The sequence below is a fragment of the Pseudomonas sp. ANT_H12B genome (assembly GCF_008369325.1).
Classification (GTDB): Bacteria; Pseudomonadota; Gammaproteobacteria; order Pseudomonadales; family Pseudomonadaceae; genus Aquipseudomonas.
In genome coordinates this window covers 96144-112733 of the sequence record NZ_VOBI01000019.1, presented here as the reverse complement: position 1 = coordinate 112733, position 16590 = coordinate 96144, and the positions used below count along the sequence as shown (strand labels likewise).

Sequence of the window (16590 nt, the reverse complement as noted above, 5' to 3'; positions counted from 1 at the left end):
GCACTGGATAGGATTGCGGAGAAAGTAAATGAGCGCGCTCTATATGATTGTCGGCACCCTGATAGCGTTGGGTGTGCTGGTCACCTTCCACGAATTCGGCCATTTCTGGGTCGCACGTCGCTGTGGGGTCAAAGTGCTGCGTTTCTCCGTGGGCTTCGGTATGCCGTTGCTGCGTTGGCACGACAAGAAAGGCACTGAGTTTGTCGTCGCCGCGATCCCGCTGGGCGGCTACGTGAAGATGCTCGATGAGCGCGAAGGCGAAGTGCCGGCCGATCAGGTCGATCAATCCTTCAATCGTAAATCAGTCCGTCAGCGCATCGCTATCGTCGCTGCAGGCCCGATCGCCAACTTTTTATTGGCGATGATTTTTTTCTGGGCGCTTGCAATGCTCGGCAGCGAGCAGGTGCGTCCAGTCATCGGTGCCGTTGAGTCCGGCAGTATTGCCGCCAAGGCAGGTTTGAGCGCAGGTCAGGAAATCATTGCGATTGATGGCGAGCCGACTTCCGGCTGGGCTGCGGTGAATCTGCAGCTGGTCCGTCGTCTTGGTGAGAGTGGTTCGCTGCAGTTGCTGGTCCGTGAGCAAGGCTCTACAGCGGATTCACCGCGTGAGCTGGCGCTGGATAAATGGCTCAAAGGGGCTGATGAGCCGGATCCGATTCGCTCGCTGGGGATACGCCCTTGGCGTCCGGCACTGCCACCGATCGTAGCCGAGCTTGATCCGAAAGGCCCGGCGCAGGCTGCTGGCCTGAAAATCGGTGACCGGCTGTTGACGCTTGATGGCAAGTCGCTCGATGACTGGCAGCAGGTGGTCGACACGGTCCGTATGCACCCTGATACCAAAATCATGCTGCACGTCGAGCGTGATGGTGCTCAAATCGACGTCCCTGTCACGCTGGCGGCTCGCGGCGAGAAGAAGGCGCCCAGTGGTTATCTGGGGGCTGGGGTGAAACCAGTCGATTGGCCGCCAGAGATGATTCGCGAGGTCAGTTACGGTCCGGTGGCAGCGATTGGGGAGGGTGCTCGACGCACTTGGACCATGAGCGTACTGACCCTTGATTCGCTCAAGAAAATGTTGTTCGGCGAGCTCTCGGTAAAAAACTTGAGTGGACCGATAACCATTGCTAAAGTGGCGGGCGCTTCTGCCCAGTCGGGTGTCGCTGATTTCCTGAATTTCCTTGCTTATCTGAGTATTAGCTTGGGTGTTCTGAATTTGTTGCCCATTCCTGTACTGGATGGGGGGCATTTGTTGTTTTATCTGATCGAGTGGGCGCGTGGTCGTCCCTTGTCGGATCGGGTGCAGGGTTGGGGGATACAGATCGGCATCAGTTTGGTGGTCGGGGTGATGTTGCTTGCTCTGGTCAATGATCTGGGTCGACTGTAACGCTTCGCTGAATTGCGAATCTGCCGCATTTTGCGGCAGTTTGTTTATTGCCAGTTGGAATAAGAAAGGACTTCATGAAACGTCTGCTGCTAACTGCGGTTCTCACCGTATTGATGATCGCCGAAGTTCACGCCGAGTCCTTCACCATCTCTGATATTCGCGTCAATGGCCTACAGCGGGTCTCCGCGGGTAGTGTCTTTGGTGCCTTGCCGTTGAACGTCGGTGAACAGGCTGATGATCGGCGCCTGGTGGAATCCACTCGCGCGTTGTTCAAAACCGGCTTCTTTCAAGATATCCAGCTGGGCCGCGATGGCAACGTCCTGGTCATCACGGTAGTCGAGCGCCCGTCGGTCGCCAGTATCGAGATCGAGGGTAACAAGGCGATCTCGACTGAAGACCTGATGAAGGGTCTCAAACAATCCGGTCTGGCCGAAGGCGAGATTTTCCAGCGTGCCACCCTCGAAGGTGTACGTAACGAACTGCAGCGCCAATACGTCGCTCAGGGTCGCTACTCGGCTACCGTCGACACCGAAGTGGTGCCGCAGCCGCGTAACCGCGTTGCGTTGAAGGTCAATATCAACGAAGGCACCGTCGCGGCTATCCAGCACATCAACGTGGTGGGTAACACCGTCTTCCCCGATGAAGACCTGATCGACCTGTTTGAACTCAAGACCACCAACTGGTTGTCGTTCTTCAAGAACGACGACAAGTACGCCCGTGAAAAGCTTTCCGGTGACCTGGAGCGTCTGCGCTCCTACTACCTGGACCGTGGCTATATCAACATGGATATCGCTTCGACCCAGGTGTCCATTACCCCAGACAAGAAACACGTCTACATCACCGTCAACGTCAACGAAGGCGAAAAGTACACCGTTCGTGACGTCAAGCTGAGCGGCGATCTGAAAGTCCCTGAAGACCAGGTCAAGTCCCTGCTGCTGGTGCAGAAAGGCCAGGTGTTCTCGCGCAAGCTGATGACCACCACATCCGAACTGATCACCCGCCGTCTGGGTAACGAGGGTTACACCTTCGCCAACGTCAACGGCGTGCCTCAGCCAAACGATGAAGACCACACGGTAGATATCACCTTCGCCGTTGATCCGGGCAAGCGTGCCTACGTCAACCGCATCAACTTCCGCGGCAACACCAAATCCGAAGACGAAGTGCTGCGCCGTGAGATGCGGCAGATGGAAGGCGGCTGGGCTTCGACCTACCTGATCGACCAATCCAAGACTCGCCTTGAGCGCCTGGGCTTCTTCAAGGAAGTCAACGTCGAAACGCCGGCGGTGCCGGGCGTGGACGACCAGGTTGATGTGAACTACAGCGTTGAAGAGCAGGCTTCCGGTTCGATTACCGCCAGCGTCGGTTTCGCCCAGAGCGCCGGTCTGATCCTCGGTGGTTCGATCACCCAGAACAACTTCCTGGGTACGGGTAACAAGGTCAGCATCGGCTTGACACGCAGCGAATACCAGAGCCGCTATAACTTCGGTTATGTCGACCCGTACTGGACTGCTGATGGCGTGAGCCTGGGTTATAACGCTTTCTATCGCACCACCGACTACGATGACCTCGATGTCGACGTAGCCAGCTATGCCGTAGACAGCCTGGGTGCTGGCGTTAACGTCGGTTACCCGATCAGCGAGACGTCGCGCCTGACCTTCGGTCTGAGCGTGCAACAGGACAAGATTAAGACCGGTCAGTACACCGTTGACGAGATTTTCGACTTCGTAAACAAGGAAGGCGACAACTACCTGAACTTCAAGGCGTCGGCAGGCTGGTCCGAGTCCACCCTGAACAAAGGCGTATTGGCTACCCGTGGACGTTCCCAGAGCCTGACGCTGGAAACCACCACGCCGGGCAGCGACCTGTCGTTCTTCAAAGTTGATTACCGTGGTCAGTTGTTCCAGCCATTGTCTGAAAGCTACACCGTGCGTCTGCACACCGAACTGGGCTATGGCGACGGTTACGGTTCGACCGACGGCTTGCCGTTCTATGAAAACTACTATGCTGGTGGTTTCAACTCGGTTCGTGGCTTCAAGGACAGCACACTGGGTCCGCGCAGTACACCTAGCCGTGGTACAAACCCGGGTACATTGGCCGATCCGGACCAGGATCCACTGCCATTTGGTGGCAACGTCCTGATCCAGGCTGGTGCTGAGCTTCTGTTCCCTCTGCCGTTCGTCAAGGATCAACGCTCCCTGCGTACCTCGGTATTCTGGGATGTGGGTAACGTTTTTGACTCGCAGTGCAAAGACACCACCAACGCAAACGGTTCGGCGTCCAATACAAAGTGCAACGACATCAGCCTTAGCAACATGGCCAGTTCCGTCGGTGTCGGCGTGACCTGGGTTACCGCACTGGGTCCTTTGAGCTTCGCGTTGGCCATGCCGATCAAGAAACCGGATGACGCTGAGACTCAAGTGTTCCAATTCTCCCTCGGCCAGACGTTCTAAGCGTCTGACCCAAGATAACGACAATGGATTTTGTAGGAGTGCATCGTGCGTAAGTTGACTCAATTGGTTCTCCTGGCGACCGTACTGGTAGCAGGTCCGGCTTTTGCCGACATGAAAATCGCCGTTCTGAACTATCAGATGGCTCTGCTGGAATCCGACGCGGCCAAGAAGTACGCCGTTGATGCCGAGAAAAAGTTCGGCCCACAGCTGAGCAAACTCAAGACTCTGGAAAGCAGTGCCAAAGGCATCCAGGACCGTCTGATGGCCGGCGGCGACAAGATGCAGCAAGGCGAGCGTGAACGCCTGGAACTCGAGTTCAAGCAAAAGGCCCGTGACTTCCAGTTCCAGTCCAAGGAGCTGAACGAAGCCAAAGCCGTTGCTGACCGTGAAATGCTGAAGCAGCTCAAGCCGAAACTGGACAGCGCTGTGGAAGAAGTCATCAAGAAAGGTGCTTTTGACCTGGTCTTCGAGCGTGGCGCAGTGATTGATGTCAAGCCTCAGTACGACATCACTCGCCAGGTTATCGAGCGCATGAATCAGCTGAAGTAATCCATGACAGCGACTATTAAGCTCGGCCAATTGGCCGAGTTCCTCGGCGCCACGCTACGTGGCGACCCGGAGAAAGAAATTACTGGGCTAGCCACTTTGCAAGAGGCTGGCCCAGCTCAATTGAGCTTTCTCGCAAACCCTCAATACCGTAAATACCTGGCGGACAGCCGGGCCGCAGCCTTGTTGCTGAAGGCCGCTGACGCAGAGGGTTTTGTCGGTAATGCGTTGGTGGTGCCTGATCCGTATCTGGCCTACGCACGTATTTCCCATCTGTTCGATCCTAAGCCAAAGGCGCCAGTTGGTATTCACCCGACAGCGGTAGTGGCCGAGGACGCAATGGTTGATCCTGCGGCGAGCATCGGTGCTTTTGCAGTGATCGAAAGCAGCGCGCGTATTGCGGCCGGCGTGACCGTTGGCGCGCATTGCTTTATCGGTGCCCGCTGCGAGATTGGCGAGGGTGGTTGGCTGGCCCCGCGAGTCACGCTGTACCATGACGTGCGCATCGGCAAACGAGTGGTTATCCAGTCCGGTGCCGTACTCGGTGGTGAAGGCTTCGGTTTTGCCAACGAGAAAGGCGTTTGGCAGAAAATCGCCCAGATTGGTGGAGTGCTGGTCGGTGACGACGTCGAGATTGGCGTGAATACCGCTATCGATCGCGGGGCGCTGGCCGATACCGTTCTGGGCAACGGTGTGAAGCTCGACAATCAGATCCAGATCGCTCACAACGTGCAGATCGGTGATCACACCGCCATGGCCGCCTGCGTGGGGATCTCCGGCAGCACCAAAATCGGCAAGCATTGCATGCTCGCCGGTGGCGTCGGGCTGGTGGGGCATATCGAAATTTGCGATAACGTTTTCATCACCGGGATGACCATGGTGACCCATTCGATTACTGAAAAGGGCTCCTATTCTTCCGGTACAGCCATGCAACCGGCTGCCGAGTGGCGCAAAAGCGCGGCACGCATCCGTCAGCTCGATGACATCGCGCGGCGTTTGCGACAACTGGAAAAGCGAGTAGGGGACGTGACCCCTGACGGTAATGCTTCATCAGATGGCTGATACCATTTCCATATCAAGTGTGCACAGCCGCTAGACTGCCTCCTTGATTTGCTAGAGGGGTGCGCGTCAGTCGCGCCTCCCAATCTTTACATAGGCTTCCCCCCCGAAATGATGGACATCAACGAGATTCGCGAATACCTGCCTCACCGTTACCCTTTCCTGCTGGTGGACCGGGTCGTGGAACTGGATGTGGAAGGCAAGCGCATTCGCGCCTACAAGAATGTCAGCATCAACGAACCGTTCTTCAATGGTCACTTCCCTGCGCATCCAATCATGCCGGGTGTGTTGATCATCGAAGCGATGGCTCAGGCTGCCGGCATCCTTGGCTTCAAAATGCTCGACGTGAAGCCTGCCGACGGCACGCTCTACTACTTCGTCGGCTCCGACAAGCTGCGTTTTCGCCAGCCCGTCACCCCAGGCGATCAGTTGATCCTCGAAGCCCGCTTCATCAGCTGCAAGCGTCAAATCTGGAAGTTCGAGTGCCAGGCGTCCGTCGATGGCAAGCCAGTCTGCTCCGCTGAAATCATCTGCGCGGAACGCAAACTATGAGTTTGATTGACCCTCGCGCAATCATCGATCCGGCGGCCATTCTGGCTGACGACGTCGAGGTCGGCCCTTGGTCGATCATCGGCGCAGGTGTGGAAATCGGCGAGGGGACAGTGATCGGGCCGCATGTGATTCTCAAAGGCCCGACCCGAATCGGTAAGCACAACCGCATCTACCAGTTTTCTTCGGTAGGCGAAGACACTCCCGATCTGAAATACAAGGGCGAAGAAACCCGTCTGGTCATCGGTGACCACAATGTCATCCGTGAAGGTGTGACGATTCACCGTGGCACCGTTCAGGACCGCGCTGAAACGACCCTGGGCGATCACAACCTGATCATGGCCTATGCCCACATCGGCCACGACAGCGTCATCGGCAACCACTGCATCCTGGTTAACAACACAGCGTTGGCTGGCCATGTGCACGTTGAAGATTGGGCGATCCTGTCCGGGTTCACCCTGGTTCACCAGTACTGCCATATCGGCGCCCACAGCTTTTCCGGTATGGGCACGGCCATCGGCAAGGACGTTCCTGCGTACGTCACGGTGTTTGGCAACCCGGCCGAAGCCCGCAGCATGAACTTCGAAGGCATGCGCCGACGCGGTTTCAGCGAAGACGCGATCCATGCCCTGCGTCGTGCCTACAAGGTGGTTTACCGCCAGGGCCTGACGGTAGAGCAGGCACTCGCCGAATTGACCGAACCTTCGGTTCAGTTCCCGGAAGTCGCGGTGTTCCGTGATTCCATCCAGTCTTCGACCCGCGGCATCACTCGTTAATCATGGCTAATCTGCGTATCGCGCTGGTGGCGGGTGAGGCTTCCGGTGACATTCTGGGTGCCGGCCTCATGCGCGCGCTCAAGGCTCAGCATCCGGCGGTCGAGTTCATCGGTGTCGGCGGTCCGTTGATGCAGGCTCAAGGCCTGACCTCGTATTTCCCGATGGAGCGTCTTTCAGTCATGGGCCTGGTGGAAGTGCTGGGTCGACTGCGCGAGCTGCTGGCTCGCCGCAAGAAGCTGGTCGCTGATCTGATCGCCGAGAAGCCGGACGTGTTCATCGGTATCGATGCCCCGGACTTCAACCTCAATATCGAACTCAAGCTGCGCCAGGCCGGGATCAAGACCGTGCACTACGTCAGCCCGTCGGTCTGGGCCTGGCGGCAGAAGCGCGTGCTGAAGATTCGCGAAGGCTGCGACTTGATGCTGACCCTGTTCCCCTTCGAAGCGAAATTCTATGAAGAGAAGGGCGTACCGGTGCGGTTTGTCGGGCACTCCCTGGCCGATGCGATCCCGCTTGAAGCCGATCGCGCCGCCGCACGGGCCGAGCTCGGCTTGCCAGACGGGCCGCTGGTCGCGCTGATGCCCGGCAGTCGCGGTGGTGAGGTTGGCCGTCTCGGTGGGTTGTTCCTCGATACCGCCCAGCGCCTGCGATCCCTGCGCCCTGGCGTGAGGTTCGTCTTGCCTTGCGCCAGCCCTCAGCGTCGAGCACAGCTTGAAGAGTTGTTGGCGGGTCGCGATCTGCCGCTGACCTTGCTCGATGGCAACTCCCATCTGGCGCTGGCAGCCTGCGATGCAGTGCTGATTGCCTCCGGAACAGCGACGCTTGAGGCATTGCTGTACAAACGGCCGATGGTGGTTGCGTACCGCTTGGCGCCGCTGACGTTCTGGATTCTCAAACGCATGGTGAAAAGTCCTTACGTCTCCTTGCCGAATCTTCTGGCTCAGCGCCTGCTGGTTCCCGAGTTGCTGCAGGACGATGCGACAGTTGAAGCGCTGGCCCAGACCTTGTCGCCGCTGATCGAGGGTGGGGAGGAGCAGACCCGTGGCTTTGATGAAATTCACCGGACCCTGCGTCTGGATGCCTCTAACCAGGCTGCGGATGCAGTGCTGAATCTGATCGGCCAAGTACCATGAGAAAGACAAGCATGCAAATGGGGCTGGATTTCACCTTGGTCGCTGAAGTAGAAGAGTTGGTTGCCGGCGTTGACGAAGTCGGTCGCGGCCCGCTCTGCGGCGCCGTGGTAACAGCTGCTGTGATCCTCGATCCACGTCGTCCGATACTCGGCCTGAACGACTCGAAGAAGCTCACCGAAGCCCGCCGCGAAAAGCTCTATGACGAAATCTGCGAAAAAGCCCTGAGCTGGAGCATTGCCCGGGCCGAAGTCGAAGAAATCGATGAGCTGAACATTCTGCATGCCACCATGCTGGCCATGCAGCGCGCCATCGAGGGTCTGCACATTCAGCCGAAACTGGCGATGATCGACGGCAACCGCTGCCCAAAACTGTCCATGCGCGCTGAAGCCGTAGTACAGGGCGACGGCAAGGTGCCGGCCATTGCTGCAGCGTCGATTCTGGCCAAGGTCAGTCGCGATCGTGAAATGGCCGCATTCGAATTGATTTACCCGGGTTACGGGATCGGTGGCCACAAAGGCTACCCGACGCCCGTTCATCTGGAAGCGCTGGCCCGCTTGGGGCCGACGCCGATTCACCGCCGCTCGTTCGCCCCGGTACGCCTGGCCTACGAGGCGCGGGAAAACCTGATCGAGAGTTAGTCGCAAGGCTGATGTTTTTGCCAAGGCCCGGTACAATCCGGGCCTTGTTGTTTTCATGACATAACGCAGGATCACTATGCCGGCTTCATTCGTTCATCTACGCCTGCACACTGAATATTCCCTGGTCGACGGTCTGGTGCGGATCAAACCGCTGGTCAAGACCCTGGTCGGCATGAACATGCCTGCCGTAGCGGTCACCGATCAGAACAACATGTGCTCGCTGGTCAAATTCTATAAAGCCGCCATGGGCGCGGGTATCAAGCCAATCTGCGGTGCTGATCTGTGGCTGTCCAACAAGGATCCGGATAATGCCCTGAGCCGGATCAGCCTGTTGGCAATGAACGCCGTGGGTTATCGCAACCTTACCGAACTGATTTCCCGCGGCTTCATCGACGGCCAGCGCAATGGCTCGATCATCATCGAGCGCGAGTGGGTGGCCGAAGCCAGCGAAGGCCTGATCATGCTGTCGGCGGCTAAAGACGGTGAGATTGGCCTGGCCATGCTCAGTGGTAACCCGGCCGAAGCCGAGACCTTGGCTCGCGAATGGATGACCGTGTTCCCGGATCGTTTCTATCTGGAAATCCAGCGCACCAACCGCCCGAATGACGAAGAGCAACTGCACGGCGCCGTGGCCCTGGCCGCGAAGATCGGCGCCCCGCTGGTAGCGACCAACGACGTGCGCTTCATCAAGCAGGAAGATTTTGCAGCCCACGAAACCCGCGTCTGCATCGGTGAGGGCCGCGCCCTCGACGATCCGCGGCGTTCGAAGAATTACAGCGATCAGCAATACCTCAAAAGCGCCGAGGAAATGGCCGAACTGTTCAGCGACCTGCCCGAGGCGCTGGAAAACACCGTCGAGATCGCCAAGCGCTGCAACATTGATGTGAAGCTCGGCAAGCACTTCCTGCCCAACTTCCCGATTCCCGATGGCATGACCATCGATGAATACTTCCGCAAGGTTTCCTTCGATGGTCTGGAGGACCGTCTCACCGTTCTGTTGCCCAAGGACACCACTGAAGACTACGAAGCCAAGCGTCAGGTCTACGTCGACCGGCTGAATTTCGAGCTGGATATCATCATCCAGATGGGCTTCCCCGGTTACTTCCTGATCGTTATGGACTTTATCCAGTGGGCCAAGAGCAACGGCGTGCCAGTCGGCCCGGGCCGTGGATCGGGTGCCGGGTCGCTGGTGGCCTATGTGCAGAAGATCACCGACCTTGATCCGCTGGAATATGACCTGCTGTTCGAACGTTTCCTTAACCCGGAACGGGTCTCCATGCCCGACTTCGACGTCGACTTCTGCATGGACGGTCGTGACCGCGTTATCGAGTATGTGGCCGAGAAATACGGCCGCAATGCAGTAAGCCAGATCATCACGTTCGGTTCCATGGCCGCCAAAGCGGTGGTCCGTGACGTGGCGCGGGTGCAGGGCAAGTCCTACGGACTGGCGGATCGTCTGTCGAAGATGATTCCCTTCGAAGTCGGAATGACCCTGGAAAAGGCCTACGAACAGGAAGAGATCCTGCGTGACTTCATCAAGGTCGATGAAGAAGCCGCAGAAATCTGGGAAATGGCCCGCAAGCTTGAAGGCGTTGTGCGTAACGTCGGCAAGCACGCCGGTGGTGTGGTTATCGCGCCGACCAAGCTGACTGACTTCTCGCCGATCTATTGCGACGAAGCCGGTGATGGCCTGGTAACCCAGTTCGACAAGGACGACGTTGAGGCTGCCGGCCTGGTGAAGTTCGACTTCCTCGGTCTGCGGACCCTGACCGTTATCGACTGGGCGCTGAAAACCATCAACCGCGATCGCGCCAAGGTTGATGAGCCGCCACTGGACATTGCGTTCATCCCGCTGGATGACAAGCCGACTTACCAGTTGCTGCAAAAAGCAGAAACCACCGCGGTGTTCCAGCTTGAGTCGCGCGGCATGAAAGAGCTGATCAAAAAGCTCAAGCCCGACTGCCTGGAAGACTTGATCGCATTGGTGGCCCTGTTCCGTCCAGGGCCTTTGCAATCGGGCATGGTGGACGACTTTATCAACCGTAAGCACGGTCGCGCCGAACTCGCGTACCCGCACTCGGACTACCAGTACGAAGGCCTCAAACCGGTTTTGGCACCGACTTACGGCATCATCCTGTATCAGGAACAGGTGATGCAGATTGCCCAGGTCATGGCCGGTTACACCCTCGGCGGCGCGGACATGCTGCGTCGAGCCATGGGTAAGAAAAAGCCCGAAGAAATGGCCAAGCAGCGCGGCGGTTTCATTGAAGGTTGCAAGACCAACAATATCGACGCCGACCTGGCCGGTAACATTTTCGACCTGGTGGAAAAATTCGCCGGTTACGGCTTCAACAAATCCCACTCCGCCGCTTACGGGTTGGTGTCATACCAGACGGCATGGCTGAAAACCCACTACCCGGCACCGTTCATGGCCGCGGTACTCTCGGCGGATATGCACAACACCGACAAGGTCGTGACCTTGATCGAAGAAATTCGCACCATGAAGCTGCGTCTCGACGCGCCGGATGTGAATACTTCGGAGTTCAAGTTCACGGTGAATGACGAAGGCCGGATTATTTACGGCCTCGGCGCGATCAAAGGTGTGGGCGAAGGTCCGGTGGAAGCCATCACCGAGGCCCGTCAGGCGGGACCGTTCAAGGATCTGTTCGATTTCTGCGCCCGTGTCGACCTCAAACGGATCAACAAGCGCACCCTGGATGGTTTGATCCGCAGCGGTGCGCTGGATCGTCTGGGTCCTTACTTCCATGACGAGCAGAAAGCCTATCAGGCCAATATCGACCGCAACCGCGCGGTCTTGCTGAACGCCATGGAAGGGGCGATCAAGGCGGCCGAACAAACCGCGCGTACTCACGACAGCGGACATGTCGATCTGTTTGGCGGCTTGTTCGTCGAAGAAGATGCCGATGTCTACGTCAATCACCGTAAGGCCAAGGAGCTGACCCTCAAGGAACGCCTGAAGGGTGAGAAAGATACCTTGGGCCTGTACCTGACCGGTCACCCAATCGACGAGTACGAAGGTGAGATCCGCCGTTTCGCCCGTCAACGCATCATCGACCTGAAACCGGCGCGGGATACGCAGACCGTCGCGGGCATGATCATCGCGTTGCGGGTGATGAAGAACAAAAAGGGCGACAAGATGGGGTTCATCACCCTCGACGACCGCTCGGGCCGGATCGAAGCATCGCTGTTCGCCGAGGCGTTCCATTCGGCGCAGTCGCTGTTGCAGACCGACGCGATGGTGGTGGTCGAAGGTGAAGTCAGCAACGATGACTTCTCTGGTGGCTTGCGACTGCGGGTCAAGCGCGTGATGAGCATGGAAGATGCGCGCACCAACCTGGCTGAAAGCCTGCGCCTGAAGCTGCACACCCAGGATCTGAAAGGTGATCAGCTACGCTGGCTCGGTGAGCTGTTCAAGCGTCACCGCGGCGCGTGCCCGATCACCATGGAGTACACGAGTCCCGATGCGAAGGCCTTGCTGCAGTTCGGCGAGACCTGGCGAATAGATCCGGCGGATACGTTGATTCAAGCCCTGCGTGACCAGTTCGGGCGAGACAACGTCTTCCTCCAATACCGTTGACGGTCAGGTGGCATTCAAAGGCCCTGATCTCGACCTGAATTTTTAATCTCGACCTGAACGCGCCTCTCCCTTAAGGTAGGGCGCGAATAGACAACCGGCCGGCCCAAGCTCTCTTGGACGTCGACCCAAGACGGACGCCTATGAACCCGAATTTTCTAGATTTCGAACAGCCGATCGCCGACCTGCAAGCCAAGATCGAAGAGTTGCGCTTGGTCGGTAACGACAATTCGCTGAATATCGGCGATGAGATCTCCCGCCTGCAGGACAAAAGCAGCACGCTGACCGAAGACATCTTCGGCAAGCTGACCAGCTGGCAGATCGCGCGTCTGGCGCGTCACCCGCGTCGTCCGTACACCTTGGACTACATCGAACACATCTTCACCGAGTTCGACGAACTGCACGGCGACCGTCACTTCTCCGACGACGCCGCAATCGTCGGTGGTATTGCCCGTCTGGACGATGAGCCGGTGATGATCATTGGTCACCAGAAAGGCCGCGAAGTGCGCGAGAAGGTTCGTCGCAACTTCGGCATGCCGCGTCCGGAAGGCTACCGCAAGGCTTGCCGCCTGATGGAAATGGCCGAGCGCTTCAAAATGCCGATCCTGACCTTCATCGACACCCCGGGCGCTTACCCTGGCATCGACGCTGAAGAGCGCAACCAGAGCGAAGCGATTGCCTGGAACCTGCGCGTCATGGCCCGCCTGAAAACCCCGATCATCGCCACCGTCATCGGTGAGGGTGGTTCCGGTGGTGCGCTGGCGATCGGCGTCTGCGATCAGCTGAACATGCTGCAGTACTCGACTTATGCTGTGATTTCGCCGGAAGGTTGCGCCTCGATCCTGTGGAAAACCGCCGAGAAAGCACCGGATGCCGCTGAAGCCATGGGTATCACGGCCGAGCGCCTGAAAGGCCTGGGCATCGTGGATAAAGTGATCGGCGAGCCTTTGGGTGGCGCGCACCGCAATCCGGCCGCTGCGGCTGCCTCGATCCGTGCGGAGCTGAGTTCGCAACTGGCGATGTTGAAGAAGTTCGATAACGAGGCGCTGCTGGCTCGTCGTTATGAGCGTCTGATGAGCTACGGTCTCTGATCTGATCTCGTTTTACCCATGTGGGAGCGAGCCTGCTCGCGAAAGCGGTATAACAGCCAACAAATGTGTTGAATGTTAAGCAGCCTTCGCAAGCAGGCTCGCACCCACATTGGGTCTAGGTGAGGCGACCGACCTATGAATTCTTCGAAGATTGATCTGTCTGCCAAACTCCTGCTGAATCTTGCTCCGTGGCGCAACGCGCCAGCCTGGCGCATCGCCTTCTCCGGCGGCCTCGACTCCACCGTCCTGCTGCACCTTCTTGCACACCTCGCAAAAATCGAATCCCTGCCGGCGCTAAGCGCCATCCATGTCCATCACGGCCTTCAGGCTGTGGCTGATGCGTGGCCGGCTCATTGTCAGTCGGTCTGTGATGCTTTGGGTGTGCCGCTACAGGTGGTTTGCGTCCAGGTTCAACCCGGCGCCAGCCTTGAGCGTGCGGCCCGGGATGCACGGTATGGCGCGTTCGTTGAAGCCATTCAGCCCAATGAAGTATTGCTGACGGCCCAGCACCGCGACGATCAGGCAGAAACCCTGATGTTCCGGCTGATGCGTGGGGCAGGGGTGAGGGGGTTGTCGGGAATGCCACGCCGACGGCCGCTGGGCGAAGGGAATTTACTGCGGCCATTGCTCGATGTCACGCGGGTTGAACTTGAAGCCTATGCGGCCGAGCATCAACTGAAATGGATCGAAGACCCTTCGAACCAGGACCGACAGTTCTCGCGCAATTATCTGCGTCATCAGGTGTTCCCTGTGTTGATCGAGCGCTGGCCGCAAGCGATGGCGACGATGGCCCGAAGTGCCACGCATCTGAGCGAAGCGCAGGAACTGCTCGATGAACTGGCGCAAATCGATCTGGCCAGCGCCAGCACAGTCAGTGATTTCGATTGGCTGGGATTACCGTCCCTGGAACTGGCGGTACTGGAAACGCTTTCCGCTGCTCGCCAGCGCAATGCATTGAGCCATTGGCTCGAACCGCTGACACGACTTCCGGACAGTGACCATTGGTCGGGTTGGGAAGATTTGCGCGATGCCACGGGCGATGCCTGTCCGATCTGGCGGCTGGCGGATGGCGAACTGCATCGGGCAGGTGGGCGTATCTGGTGGTTGTCCGGCAGCTGGATGCGCACTGCGCCTGCGCCTGAAAAATGGCCGGATCCCTCGCTGGCGCTGGTGTTACCGGACAACGGGGTGCTCACGCTCGCCGGGCAAATCCCCGATGGCCCGCTGCATATCCGCTATCGTGAAGGAGGTGAGGTGATGAATCTTCCCGGTCGCGGTCATCGCGATCTGAAGCGTTTGCTTAACGAGAACGGTTTGCCGCCGTTCTCCCGTGGCAGATTGCCGCTGCTCTTCCGGGGCGAGCAATTGCTGGCGGTAGCGAACCTGCCGGGGTTGAATGGGTGCGCGATGGGTGACTGGAATTTGCATTGGCAGCCACCACACGAAGATCAAGGTTTGAGCTGAAAGGGGCTTTCCGGTAGACTACGCTCCCTTCTTGATACAACTTCTGTGGATTCGCCTGAATTGCAGGAGTTGCCGATTACCAAGCAGTCTTTGCTGGGCGATTCCAAAAAATGTGTAGCGAGCAACGTACCGGTATTTCATCTTCCGGTCTGTCCCAACGCGGCGGTTTTTTTGAAAGGTGCACTGTGATTAATGCAGGTGATCGGGGGCTTCGGCCTTCCTTCGCTCTCCCCGGCGGCTCGGACCGCTTTAACGCAGACTTCTAGGGTTTTTCATGACGCGCTACATATTCGTCACGGGCGGTGTTGTTTCTTCATTGGGGAAAGGCATTGCATCGGCTTCATTGGCGGCGATCCTGGAGGCGCGGGGACTTAAGGTCACCATGCTGAAGCTGGACCCGTACATCAACGTCGACCCGGGCACCATGAGCCCGTTCCAGCACGGTGAAGTGTTCGTCACCCACGACGGCGCCGAGACCGACCTGGACCTGGGCCACTACGAGCGGTTCATCCGCACGACCATGACCCAGAACAACAACTTCACCACCGGCCGTGTCTACGAACACGTGCTGCGCAAAGAGCGCCGTGGTGATTACCTGGGCGCCACCATCCAGGTGATCCCGCACATCACCGACGAAATCAAGCGCCGCATCATCAAGGGCGCCGGCGATGCTGACGTGGCCATGGTCGAGATCGGTGGCACCGTGGGTGACATCGAGTCCCAGCCGTTCCTCGAAGCCATTCGTCAATTGCGTTTCGAAGTCGGTGCCAAGCGCGCGATGCTGATGCACCTCACTCTGGTGCCGTACATCGCCACTGCCGGCGAAACCAAAACCAAGCCTACCCAGCACTCGGTCAAGGAACTGCGTTCCATCGGCCTGCAACCAGACGTGCTGGTCTGCCGTTCCGATCACCCGATCGACATCTCTTCGCGTCGCAAGATCGCGCAATTTACCAACGTTGAAGAACGTGCGGTGATCGCGCTGGAAGACGCCGACACCATCTACAGGATCCCGGGCATTCTGCACGCCCAGGGCCTGGATGATTTCGTTGTCGAGCGTTTCGGCCTGCAATGTGGCGGCGCCGATCTGTCCGAGTGGGAAGCCGTGGTCGACGCCAAGCTCAACCCTGAGCACGAAGTCACCATCGCCATGGTCGGCAAGTACATGGAGCTGCTGGACGCCTACAAGTCGCTGATCGAAGCGATGAGTCACGCCGGCATCAGCAACCGCACCAAGGTCAACCTGCGCTACATCGATTCCGAAGACATCGAAAATCAGGGCACCGCGTTGCTCGAAGGTGTTGACGCGATCCTCGTACCGGGCGGCTTCGGTCTGCGCGGCGTGGAAGGCAAGATCACTGCCGTTCAATTCGCTCGCGAAAACAAGGTTCCGTACCTGGGTATCTGCCTGGGCATGCAAGTGGCGGTCATCGAGTTCGCCCGTAATGTGATGGGCTGGAAAGACGCCAACTCCACCGAGTTCGATCGTGCCAGCGGTCATCCGGTCGTGGGCTTGATCACCGAATGGGAAGATGCCACCGGTGCCGTCGAAACCCGCACCGAAACGTCCGACCTGGGCGGCACCATGCGCCTCGGCGCTCAGGATTGTCTGCTTGAGCCAGGTTCCCTGGTGCACGATTGCTACGCCAAGGACGTGATCGTCGAACGTCACCGTCATCGCTACGAAGTGAACAACAACCTCCTGCCGCAAATCATGGAAGCCGGTCTGAAAATCTCCGGTCGTTCCGGTGATGGCGCGCTGGTTGAAGTGGTTGAAGCCCCGGATCATCCATGGTTCGTCGCTTGCCAGTTCCACCCTGAGTTCACTTCGACGCCACGTGACGGTCACCCGTTGTTCAGCGGTTTCGTTAAAGCAGCTTTGATTCAACACCAGAAAAAGGCATAAAT

The 16590-nt window shown here is 58.2% G+C and carries 12 protein-coding genes; all 12 read left to right on the top strand.

The genetic code is table 11. From position 1 onward, the window contains the following. Positions 1–28 precede the first annotated feature (28 nt). The 12 genes from rseP to FQ185_RS24610 all read left to right on the top strand — a co-directional run bounded on the left by rseP (position 29) and on the right by FQ185_RS24610 (position 16588). Positions 29–1381 (top strand): sigma E protease regulator RseP, encoded by a 1353-nt coding sequence (rseP, locus tag FQ185_RS24665; protein ID WP_149419697.1) that lies wholly within the window; start codon positions 29–31, stop codon positions 1379–1381. Positions 1382–1455: 74 nt separating this feature from the next. Further along, complete coding sequence (gene bamA, locus FQ185_RS24660; RefSeq protein WP_149419696.1) at positions 1456–3831, top strand: outer membrane protein assembly factor BamA; 2376 nt, start codon at positions 1456–1458, stop codon at positions 3829–3831. 45 nt (positions 3832–3876) lie between these two features. Continuing rightward, entirely contained in the window at positions 3877–4380 is a 504-nt protein-coding gene (locus tag FQ185_RS24655; protein WP_010462812.1) for an OmpH family outer membrane protein, read from the top strand. A gap of 3 nt (positions 4381–4383) precedes the next feature. Then, positions 4384–5439 carry a UDP-3-O-(3-hydroxymyristoyl)glucosamine N-acyltransferase gene (gene lpxD / locus FQ185_RS24650; RefSeq protein WP_149419695.1) on the top strand — a complete coding sequence of 352 codons (1056 nt, stop codon included), beginning with the start codon at positions 4384–4386 and terminating at the stop codon, positions 5437–5439. 108 nt (positions 5440–5547) lie between these two features. Further along, a complete protein-coding gene (gene fabZ, locus FQ185_RS24645) occupies positions 5548–5988 on the top strand; it encodes a 3-hydroxyacyl-ACP dehydratase FabZ (RefSeq protein WP_017336708.1) in 441 nt (146 codons plus the stop codon). After that, a complete protein-coding gene (gene lpxA / locus FQ185_RS24640) occupies positions 5985–6761 on the top strand; it encodes an acyl-ACP--UDP-N-acetylglucosamine O-acyltransferase (protein WP_149419694.1) in 777 nt (258 codons plus the stop codon). The genes fabZ and lpxA overlap by 4 nt, the downstream gene beginning before the upstream one ends. 2 nt (positions 6762–6763) lie before the next feature. Then, entirely contained in the window at positions 6764–7894 is a 1131-nt protein-coding gene (gene lpxB, locus FQ185_RS24635; RefSeq protein ID WP_149419693.1) for a lipid-A-disaccharide synthase, read from the top strand. 11 nt (positions 7895–7905) lie between these two features. Then, complete coding sequence (gene rnhB, locus FQ185_RS24630) at positions 7906–8532, top strand: ribonuclease HII (protein WP_149419725.1); 627 nt, start codon at positions 7906–7908, stop codon at positions 8530–8532. Between the two features lie 76 nt (positions 8533–8608). Then, entirely contained in the window at positions 8609–12130 is a 3522-nt protein-coding gene (gene dnaE / locus FQ185_RS24625; RefSeq protein ID WP_149419692.1) for a DNA polymerase III subunit alpha, read from the top strand. Between the two features lie 140 nt (positions 12131–12270). Next, positions 12271–13218, top strand: coding sequence for an acetyl-CoA carboxylase carboxyltransferase subunit alpha (locus tag FQ185_RS24620; RefSeq protein ID WP_149419691.1), 948 nt, complete (start codon positions 12271–12273; stop codon positions 13216–13218). 135 nt (positions 13219–13353) lie between these two features. Beyond that, positions 13354–14682 carry a tRNA lysidine(34) synthetase TilS gene (gene tilS, locus FQ185_RS24615; RefSeq protein ID WP_149419690.1) on the top strand — a complete coding sequence of 443 codons (1329 nt, stop codon included), beginning with the start codon at positions 13354–13356 and terminating at the stop codon, positions 14680–14682. 274 nt (positions 14683–14956) lie between these two features. Next, complete coding sequence (locus FQ185_RS24610; protein WP_149419689.1) at positions 14957–16588, top strand: CTP synthase; 1632 nt, start codon at positions 14957–14959, stop codon at positions 16586–16588. Positions 16589–16590: the final 2 nt, after the last annotated feature.

Coding starts and splice junctions, on each gene's coding strand:
- rseP (WP_149419697.1), top strand. CDS start 29: ATGAGCGCGCTCTATATGATTGTCGGCACCCTGATAGCGTTGGGTGTG.
- bamA (WP_149419696.1), top strand. CDS start 1,456: ATGAAACGTCTGCTGCTAACTGCGGTTCTCACCGTATTGATGATCGCC.
- lpxD (WP_149419695.1), top strand. CDS start 4,384: ATGACAGCGACTATTAAGCTCGGCCAATTGGCCGAGTTCCTCGGCGCC.
- fabZ (WP_017336708.1), top strand. CDS start 5,548: ATGATGGACATCAACGAGATTCGCGAATACCTGCCTCACCGTTACCCT.
- lpxA (WP_149419694.1), top strand. CDS start 5,985: ATGAGTTTGATTGACCCTCGCGCAATCATCGATCCGGCGGCCATTCTG.
- lpxB (WP_149419693.1), top strand. CDS start 6,764: ATGGCTAATCTGCGTATCGCGCTGGTGGCGGGTGAGGCTTCCGGTGAC.
- rnhB (WP_149419725.1), top strand. CDS start 7,906: ATGCAAATGGGGCTGGATTTCACCTTGGTCGCTGAAGTAGAAGAGTTG.
- dnaE (WP_149419692.1), top strand. CDS start 8,609: ATGCCGGCTTCATTCGTTCATCTACGCCTGCACACTGAATATTCCCTG.
- FQ185_RS24620 (WP_149419691.1), top strand. CDS start 12,271: ATGAACCCGAATTTTCTAGATTTCGAACAGCCGATCGCCGACCTGCAA.
- tilS (WP_149419690.1), top strand. CDS start 13,354: ATGAATTCTTCGAAGATTGATCTGTCTGCCAAACTCCTGCTGAATCTT.
- FQ185_RS24610 (WP_149419689.1), top strand. CDS start 14,957: ATGACGCGCTACATATTCGTCACGGGCGGTGTTGTTTCTTCATTGGGG.